Origin of the sequence: Thermogemmatispora sp. (assembly GCF_042408735.1) — a bacterium.
In the GTDB taxonomy this organism is placed as follows: Bacteria; Chloroflexota; Ktedonobacteria; order Ktedonobacterales; family Ktedonobacteraceae; genus Thermogemmatispora.
Map to the genome: position 1 here is coordinate 1 of NZ_JBHOQV010000026.1, position 6,926 is coordinate 6,926.

General features: G+C 58.7%; 6 protein-coding genes and 1 CRISPR repeat array. Of the genes, 2 read left to right on the top strand and 4 right to left on the bottom strand.

The genetic code is table 11. From position 1 onward, the window contains the following. Positions 1-402: 402 nt before the first annotated feature. On the top strand, positions 403-663 hold the full coding sequence (locus tag ACFMO7_RS01895) for a hypothetical protein (protein ID WP_376793846.1): 261 nt from the start codon (positions 403-405) through the stop codon (positions 661-663). Continuing rightward, positions 660-917, top strand: a complete 258-nt coding sequence (locus ACFMO7_RS01900; protein WP_376793847.1) for a hypothetical protein — start codon at positions 660-662, stop codon at positions 915-917. The genes ACFMO7_RS01895 and ACFMO7_RS01900 overlap by 4 nt, the downstream gene beginning before the upstream one ends. A 317-nt stretch (positions 918-1,234) precedes the next feature. On the opposite strand, the gene ACFMO7_RS01905 is transcribed toward ACFMO7_RS01900, so the two are convergent. The 4 genes from ACFMO7_RS01905 to ACFMO7_RS01920 form a co-directional block, all read right to left on the bottom strand. Beyond that, positions 1,235-2,479, bottom strand: a complete 1,245-nt coding sequence (locus tag ACFMO7_RS01905) for a PqqD family protein (RefSeq protein WP_376793851.1) — start codon at positions 2,477-2,479, stop codon at positions 1,235-1,237. A 1-nt stretch (position 2,480) separates the two neighbouring features. Further along, entirely contained in the window at positions 2,481-4,016 is a 1,536-nt protein-coding gene (locus tag ACFMO7_RS01910; RefSeq protein WP_376793848.1) for a hypothetical protein, read from the bottom strand. After that, positions 3,997-4,764, bottom strand: a complete 768-nt coding sequence (locus ACFMO7_RS01915; protein ID WP_376793849.1) for an ABC transporter ATP-binding protein — start codon at positions 4,762-4,764, stop codon at positions 3,997-3,999. The genes ACFMO7_RS01910 and ACFMO7_RS01915 overlap by 20 nt, the downstream gene beginning before the upstream one ends. Before the next feature lie 135 nt (positions 4,765-4,899). Next, positions 4,900-5,127, bottom strand: coding sequence for a hypothetical protein (locus ACFMO7_RS01920; protein WP_376793850.1), 228 nt, complete (start codon positions 5,125-5,127; stop codon positions 4,900-4,902). 632 nt (positions 5,128-5,759) lie between these two features. After that, positions 5,760-6,531: direct repeats of the CRISPR family, unit length 37 nt; unit sequence CTTTCAGTATCCTGAAGCGGATCGACTCCCCTGCAAC. Positions 6,532-6,926: the final 395 nt, after the last annotated feature.

A 6,926-nucleotide genomic window follows, 5' to 3' on the forward strand; every position in this document is an offset into this window, starting at 1 on the left:
CTCTAACGCTTCAGGCCCGTTTTGGGCAGCTGAGCGCCTCGCGATTTCCCGCCTCCCCCCTCATTTCCCCTTCTCTGACGGCTCGCCTCGAAACTCGTTGGCTGCAGCGTTGAAGGGGCGAGTTTCGAGCGGTCATGATTCGATTCTAAATAATTAAAGATGCATGAGGGACAGGTTTGTGGCCCTTGGAGGGCGCTGAGCGCTCTGTTGCTGGGTGCTTGTCTGGCGAGTTTCGAAGCGGCGCCTCACAGGCACCACTTTGGGGCAGGGGGAGGTTCCCGTCCCGTGGCAGATCGGGTTCTCACCGGAGGAAAAGAGACCGTGCGCACCAGAGACAGCGCACTTGCCCAGACTGGGGGTCTCCGTCGGAGGGGGCTGCCCTCCCGATGGAACCGAACCGTGATGGCCACCGTCGTTCTGTTCCATTCGGGCGACAGTCAGAGAGCAGAGGAAGAGATGATCAGCGAGGTGTTGGCACCCTGGCTGGGCTTGTGCCGGTGGGGGCAGCAACATGGCTGGGTTGGTCTTCTCCTTCACTCGCGCAGCATCTACGCGCAGTTTGCCAACTCACTGCCTGGTGGCGGAACCGATGACCTGTCCCAGTCTAGCGAGGGACTCTGCGCCTACAATGTCGGCGAGATTGCAACAGGATGCCGCTTGTGAAGACGCATACCCAGGGCCACGATTTGAGGCCGCCCGGCATTCACCCCGGAGAACATCGCTATCATGGCATGACTCCGGCTGTCTGTCTGCTTCGCGATGCAGCAATCCTTGAGGCTCAGGCCTATCACCAAACCGCCGTCTCCGCCTGGGCAGTGCTGTCTGTATCCCACGAGGGGATCATCCCGGCGCCGGAGTTGGGCTACACTGTGCACGCCGCCGTGAAGAACGCGCTGCAGGCAAGCGAGAGTGACTAGGAGCGCGTCATTCTCTTCGATGTCTCCGGGCGTGGCCACTTGGAGATGCAGGTATACAATACCTGGTGCTTGCACAGGCCCACTGCAGGAATTCAACTATTCCGTCGAGACTCCTCTGAGCTGCCGAGCGGCGCCTGCCACAGGTGGCCTGGCCCTGCCCCATGCTACCCTCCCTCGTAGCGCCTCATCCTCAGCGTGCAGGTGCGACAAGGCCGCACAGCATCCAGGCCGTGCGGCCCGCGGGAATGAGCGTCGAGCCGCAAGCCTGGTCCCCCCTCACTCATGGCTGCGCTCGCCGGCTCTCGGTAAGCGATCAATCAAGACGGTCGTGGCCGCAGTCGATGCACGCCGCGGAGCATCCAGAATACGCAGGCAGCCAGCAGCGTGAGCAGTCCGAGCACTATCACTGCTCCCTGTATGTGCATCTGAAAAGAGAAAGATGTGCCCTGGCTGGTAAAGTCAAAGATCTTCAGCGAGAGGATCTTCAGATGTATATCCTGTGGAGCATTGATCAGGCCGTAGAGCAAGATTCCCAGGAAGCCAAGCAGGGTGATCAGCAGTGCCATCACGGCCCCGATGAAGATGCCGGCGACCGTGCTGCGGATGAATGTCCCGGTGAATCTCTGCTGTGTGGCCGTCTCGGTCAGCGAGTTCCTGCTCATTAGTAGTGGTCTCCTTTCGTGTTCGACAGAGGGAAGCAGAGCTTGCGCCATTGGATCAAGCATCTCTCTTCTGCGGCGACCGGAGTGCCATGCCCGAAGGATATCATTAAGATCCGGATTGGGTAGCACCAGCTGCAAAAGGTGTACACCGAAGAGGGTGATCACCATCCAGTCCAGAGGCCAGGCATGGAACAGGTGCCAGACCAGGGCGAGCAGAGCGACGCAGCCGGGCAGCAGCGGGCCGGCCACATTGACTGCGATCTCCGCCGCGGGGCGCTCCAGAGGAGGACGCACCAGGCGCAGTAGGGGTCCAGTACGCAGAAAAAAGCCGCTGCCCGCACCGCAGTAGTGGCGCAAGACGAGCAGGTGGCCGCCCTCATGTAGACTGATGCTCAGTGTCAGGGAGAGGGCCAGTGCCAGATAGGCCAGTGTCAGTTGCGGAAAGATTGCCAGCAGCGCTCCGGTCACCGTCGCCACGAGCAGTCCGGCGCTCAGCACCGGGAGCCAGGCTCGCCAGACCTCCAGGCAGAGCCAGCCGAGGAGCAACAGCGTATTTTTGGAACGTGGAGGATCGGAGCGCCAGGTGTACGGGGTTGGCAGCCTCCGCGTTCGTAGGGCGAGCAGCCAGCGCGTGCCGCGCTGGAGCCAGGTCTCATGCCAGTTAAGTAGGCTGTGACGATACAGCTCCTGGCAGAGTCCACTCAGATCTCTAAGGAGCACCTCTCGCGGCTGCCTGTAGCGCTCGGCAAGTTGCTCGGCGATGCTGGCGAGGCTGCGACGGCCGTCGATCAGGATGAGGAACTCACGGGCCGTGCTGTTCAAGGGATAGTGCTGCAGCAACGCCTGGTCCTCTAGAGAATCTCCGTGCACCACCACACCGGTAGGGAGCACCGGTATCATCTCAATCACGATCTTTCTCCATCTTCAGCTCAGCAAGCCAGTGGATCACCGGGTAGAGCATCCCCATTATCAGCAGCGCCGCCACAGTCTGCACGAAGATCTGTGTCGCCGCACCGCCAGGCAGCCGGACTAGCGCCTCCTGGGCCAGTTGGAAGAGCATATAGAAGGGCAGTCCCAGGACAACCATCACTCCCGTCACTGTAAGCATCGAGAGCGGGTCTTCGATCGAGTACGGTACGGCGATTCCCAGAGCGAAAAACAGGAAGCAGCCGATACAGACCAGCGGCAACCGCTGTGGCAGCAGCAGTGGGTTGTTGCCGACCGAGGTCAGGATGCCAATCAGCAGCAACCAGCCGCCAACGATGACCACCAGGTTGGTGAACAACTTCCCATCGAGCAGCCGGTGAGCCTCTAAGGGTGTGCTGGCCAGCACGCGATAGGCGCGGCTGTCCCGTCCCCAGGACATCTGGGCGATGGCGCAGAGCAGAACCGTTGTGAGGTCGAGCGCCAGTTCGAGTAGCGCATAGCTCAGAAGGGGATTGCTGGCGCGTGTCCAAAAGACCGCTACTGTGGCAGCAAGCCAGCCGGCAATCATCGTCACCAGGCCGACGACCAGCTGTGGGTCGCGACAGATGCCCTTGAGTTCATAGATGCAGCTGCTCATAAAGAGCGAAGGAGGAAAAGAGAGCCGTCGCAGCGGAACCCATTGGCCTCTGGTGCCTGCCGCCAGGCGCTCGCAGCGCTCAACGCAGAAGGCGTAGATGGCCGCCCCCAGCAGCACCATCGCGCTTAGCAGACCCAGACCCGCCGTAGCCTTGAGGGCGTCTGCTTGCAAAATCTGCACCATCCAGTAGGCAGGCGTCAGGAACAGCCAGCCAGGCTCACGTGCCAGCAGCGCCTGCGCTCCCAGAATCAGAGGCAGCGTGACGAGGATCATTCCCAGGGCCATGCTCAGCCCCAGCCCCGTGCTGCGCAGGTCAACTCGCTCTGCCCCGAAGAGGCGCGTGATCCCGTAGATTACTGCCTGATGGAACGCCAACGTGATCGCGTTATAGGCGAGCAGGCCCAAGAAGACCACCAGTAGCAGCTGCAGAGGCGTGGCCAGGCCCACCTGTATGAAGGCCAGCAGTGCAGGCAGCCAGAGCAGGTTCTGCGCCAGGAAGAGCAGGATGATACCGGGCAGTAACAGGCCAAGGCGCTGCTCGATGGAGGAGATTGGGAGGGGGGCCAGGATACGCTTGAGGGTGGTTTCCTCTGGTGTAAAGAGCAGCGCGAAGGAGACGAGGATGAAGGCTGTCAAGCCGAAGGTGTTGAAGAAGGTTGTCACAACAATGGTGCGTAGCTGCGGGAAGATGCTGCTGCTGGAGGTGGTGAGCTGAATGCTCTTGTAGAAGTAGTTATAGCCGAGATAAGCTCCTCCACAGTAGCTGATCATTGCCAGAAATGTGACCAGCCAGAGAGCCGGCATGCGGCGGAAGAGCTGGCGCAGGCGGTTGCGCCAGCTCAGGATCACAAGCCTAGAAATCTGCCAGAACACGCTCTAGCGCCTCCTCCTGTTCTTCAAGGCCGAGGGCCTTGAGAAAGGCCTCTTCAAGGTTGGCCGCACCATAGAAGGTCAGTAGCTCCTGTGGCTCTCCAGTTGCCACGACGCTGCCCTGATTGAGGAAGACCACATGTTCGCACAGCTCCCCGACCATGAGCAGGTCGTGCGTCGAGATCAGAATCCCTACGCCACGCTCACGCAGCTTACGCAGGAGACGCTTCACCAGCGCGATCATCTCTGGATCAAGACCTGAGAAAGGCTCATCAAGCAACAGCAGACCTGGCTGGTGCAGCAGTGCTGCAATGAGTTGGACTTTCTTGCGCTGACCGTGGGAGTAGGTTTCGAGTAAATCATGAGCTTTGGTTTCCATACGCAGAAGGGACAGGTAGTCAGTGGCCAGGCGCCACTGCTCGGCGGAGAGCCTGTAGATACGCCTGATAAACTGCAGATACTCCCAGCCCGTTAGATGGGCGATGACCTCCTGCGAGTCGGGGACGAAGCCAAAGATGTGCTTCATCTCTGGGGTCACGCGCTGTGTCTCTTCGCCGTCCAGGATAATGCTGCCAGCCGTGGGAGGGAAGAGTCCCACCAGCATGGAGAGCAATGTCGTCTTGCCGGCACCGTTAGGCCCTAACAGGCCGACAATGGTCCCAGATGGGATGGCGAAGGAGACCTGATCGACCGCGGTGAGGGTTCCAAAGCGCTTGGTGAGCCTCTTAACTTCCAGTATATACTCACCCATATTCTCTCCTCTCTCAAGGGAGATTAAAATGCAACTATATCTATATTGTCTTAGAATCTATATTTGGAAGACGAAGACTGTGATATATCAGTTACTTCGTCTTCCAATCTAAGATAAGATAAAGTAGTTTATTTCTTATTTGCAGCCGATGGTCACCATGCCGCTCCAGTCAATGTGCCAGCTGACAACCACGCTCTGACCGTGAATCACGCACCAGATAGCTACGGCTAGAACGATGTTGGCGGCCAGCCCCAGCACAATCAGCAGCGGTACGACGTACCAGGCCAGGGACGAAGCCCGCTGCTCACGCTTCTCCACCAGGACCACAGGAGCAACATAGGTTGTCGGACGCTGACTGTGCATCGCTTCTTCTTTCCCACAGCGTTACTTGCTGCAACCAAGCGTGACAAATGACCGGCGTATCTGCCAGAGGTCATCTCGGTGCCGCTGTGGAGCAAGCTCTAGATGGCCACCGTTACGATCGGCGTGGCGGCTGGGACTGTAGGGTGTAGGAGAATGATGATCCCCGCCAGATAATGTGCGTCTCTCCTGGGTCTGACGAGCGGGTGGTGCTACCAACGGCCTGGAATGAGCGTGGTGGAAGACAGGCTATGGTATAAGCGCTGGCCTCCTTGCTGACTATTTGCTGAAGCCGATGAGGGCGGTGCCGTTCCTGTTGACTTCCGCCTTACAACGACGCCACTGCCGTGGATGGTGCATCAGACTACAACCGCCAGCGCAGTTGTCGCTGCAAGGAGGAACAGGATTCAGAAATCGGCAACTCGTCAGACGATCGTCGGGCTGCTCTGATCCCGCTTGATAGGAAAGACACTGGGGGCACTTACCATCCTGCGCTGATCTCGGTAGCATTCATAGCTGTTTCGCCTCGTCTCTGACAATTGATGGGAATATATGCCCTTGACGGTACAGCTAGAAGGTAACAGACCAGCGTTATGAGTTACCAGCACATGAACTAGTCTTCTTGATAGTCTCTTCTTGCGGCATCCTGAGGTGGGTCAATTTTCCTGCCACCGGCTGGGCACTATCTCTCCGGAGAAAGCTTGCTCCTTTCAGTATCCTGAAGCGGATCGACTCCCCTGCAACCAAGCGATCCCTCCAACAAGTCAATCTGCCGCAGATACCTTTCAGTATCCTGAAGCGGATCGACTCCCCTGCAACGCTGATAAAAGGAGCTGTCGGACTGGCAGATCATTTCTTTCAGTATCCTGAAGCGGATCGACTCCCCTGCAACCACTCCATGCAACTGCCACACGTGCAGTTGCAGAACTCTTTCAGTATCCTGAAGCGGATCGACTCCCCTGCAACTCGAACACCGGTTCGGGGGTGGATTTTTGTCTTCGTCTTTCAGTATCCTGAAGCGGATCGACTCCCCTGCAACTGGCTTGCCATCTCGGCGGATTGCCCCATACCCCAGCTTTCAGTATCCTGAAGCGGATCGACTCCCCTGCAACGCCAGCACGACCTGTCCGCCAACCCGTCGTCGCAGGCTTTCAGTATCCTGAAGCGGATCGACTCCCCTGCAACCATCATCAAGCTTTTTGCCAACCACGGCCGGTCCCGGCTTTCAGTATCCTGAAGCGGATCGACTCCCCTGCAACCCACTATGACCGATATGCTTGAACGGAAAGAGCACGACTCCTTTCAGTATCCTGAAGCGGATCGACTCCCCTGCAACGCACGACCGGCGGCGATGACAGCGAGACTGGCAGCTTTCAGTATCCTGAAGCGGATCGACTCCCCTGCAACCGACCCCCTGGAAACCTCCCCAGGGATACATCTTTCATATGCTCTAACGATTCAGGCCCCGTTTTCGGCAGCTGAGCGCCTCGCGATTTCCCGCCTTCCCCCCTCATCTCCCCTTCTCTGACGGCTCGCCCCGAAACTCGTTGGCTGCAGCGTTGAAGGGGCGAGTTTCGAGCGGTCATGATTCGATTATAAGTAATTAGAGATGCATGAGCGACAGATTTGTGGCCCTTGGAGGGCGCTGAGCGCCCTGTTACCGGGTGCTTGTCTGGCGAGTTTCGAAGCGGCGCCTCACAGGCACCACTTTGGGGCAGGGGGAGGTTCCCATCCCGTGGCAGATCGGGTTCTCACCGGAGGAAAAGAGACCGTGCGCACCAGAGACAGCGCACTTGCCCAGA